Source organism: Allocoprococcus similis (assembly GCF_054660775.1).
Genome location: NZ_BAAHSG010000062.1, coordinates 1 through 1,283 on the forward strand (window position 1 = coordinate 1; position 1,283 = coordinate 1,283).

1 protein-coding gene is annotated in these 1,283 nt (G+C 39.4%); it reads left to right on the forward strand.

What is annotated here, in order from left to right:
- The first annotated feature begins 125 nt into the window (after positions 1-125).
- Positions 126-1,058: an IS30 family transposase gene (locus ACYQ5K_RS17150; RefSeq protein ID WP_459778121.1), complete on the forward strand. Its 933-nt coding sequence runs from the start codon at positions 126-128 to the stop codon at positions 1,056-1,058.
- The last annotated feature ends 225 nt before the right edge of the window (positions 1,059-1,283 follow it).

Here is a 1,283-nt window from a genome sequence, read left to right on the forward strand (position 1 = left end):
AAGTCTGAAACAGACGAAATATGCGTGGGAAAGATGTATGTCCTGCATATGAAACGGCAGAATGTGAAAAGCTTAAAAAGCCGCCATATGTATGTAATGGATGCGCTAAAAAAAGTCATTGTCTCATGTCAAGAATGTTTTATTCTTCCAAGTATGCTCATGATGAATATCGCAGTGTGCTTGTTGATAGCAGAGTTGGTATCAATCAGACTCCAGAAAGCATTCAGTCCATGAACGATTTACTGGTCCCGCTGATCAGGGATAAACACCAGTCCATCGGACACATTTATGCTACCCACGCAGAGGAATTAGGCTGCTCCAGAAGAACACTTTACTCTTACATTAATGATTGTGTATTTGATATTCGCAATGGTGATTTAAGACGCTCTGTGCGCTATAAAAAGCGCAGGAAACCTACGAAGGCAGGATCCAAAGACCGTTCTTACCGCCAAGGTCATAACTACGAAGATTTTCAGGATTATATAAAGGAACATCCAGATACCAATGTCGTGGAAATGGACTGTGTGGAAGGTAAGAAAGGCGAAAGCAAAGCCATCTTAACCTTTACGTTCCGCAACTGCAATCTTATGCTCATGTTCCTTTTGGAATATCAGGATCAGGAATGCGTCCTGGAGGTCTTTGTATGGCTGGAAACAGTTTTGGGGCAGGAGGCATTCAAAAAGCTTTTTCCAGTAATCCTCACAGATGGAGGTTCTGAATTCTCCGCCCGAAAAGAGATGGAGGAATTCTGTGACGGAAGTAAAAGTACTACTGTCTTTTACTGTGATCCATATAGCTTTTGGCAAAAAGGTGCCTGTGAAAAGAATCATGAATATATCCGCTATATATGTCCGAAAGGCAGCTCATTCGCTAATTTAAATGACGATAAAGTCAGGCTTATGATGAATCACATAAATAACGAAAAAAGAGACAGTTTTAATGGACACAGTCCATATGAACTCTCTCTTTTACTCTTGGACAACAAGCTGCATAAAGCATTAGGATTAAATGCGATTGAACCTGATGACGTTATGCTTAGTCCGAAACTTATAAAATAAAACAGTAAAGCACAGGCAGATTTCACTGCACCAGAACTTAGTCTTACACATAAGGCATGTGGAATTTAGTCCTGCATACTATTTTCAGATGCCCATTTAGCATGTAAAAAAACATTAAAACTGGGTGCTTATGGACTCATTATAAAGCAAATATATGAATTTGTTAAGGCGTAAAGTGGAAATTAATCCTGCAGAATTACAGGGATAATCTACAGCTGGAAATTA

What these genes read in the sequence shown, in the direction of transcription:
- ACYQ5K_RS17150 (WP_459778121.1), top strand. Translation starts at nt 126, where the DNA reads ATGTCAAGAATGTTTTATTCTTCCAAGTATGCTCATGATGAATATCGC.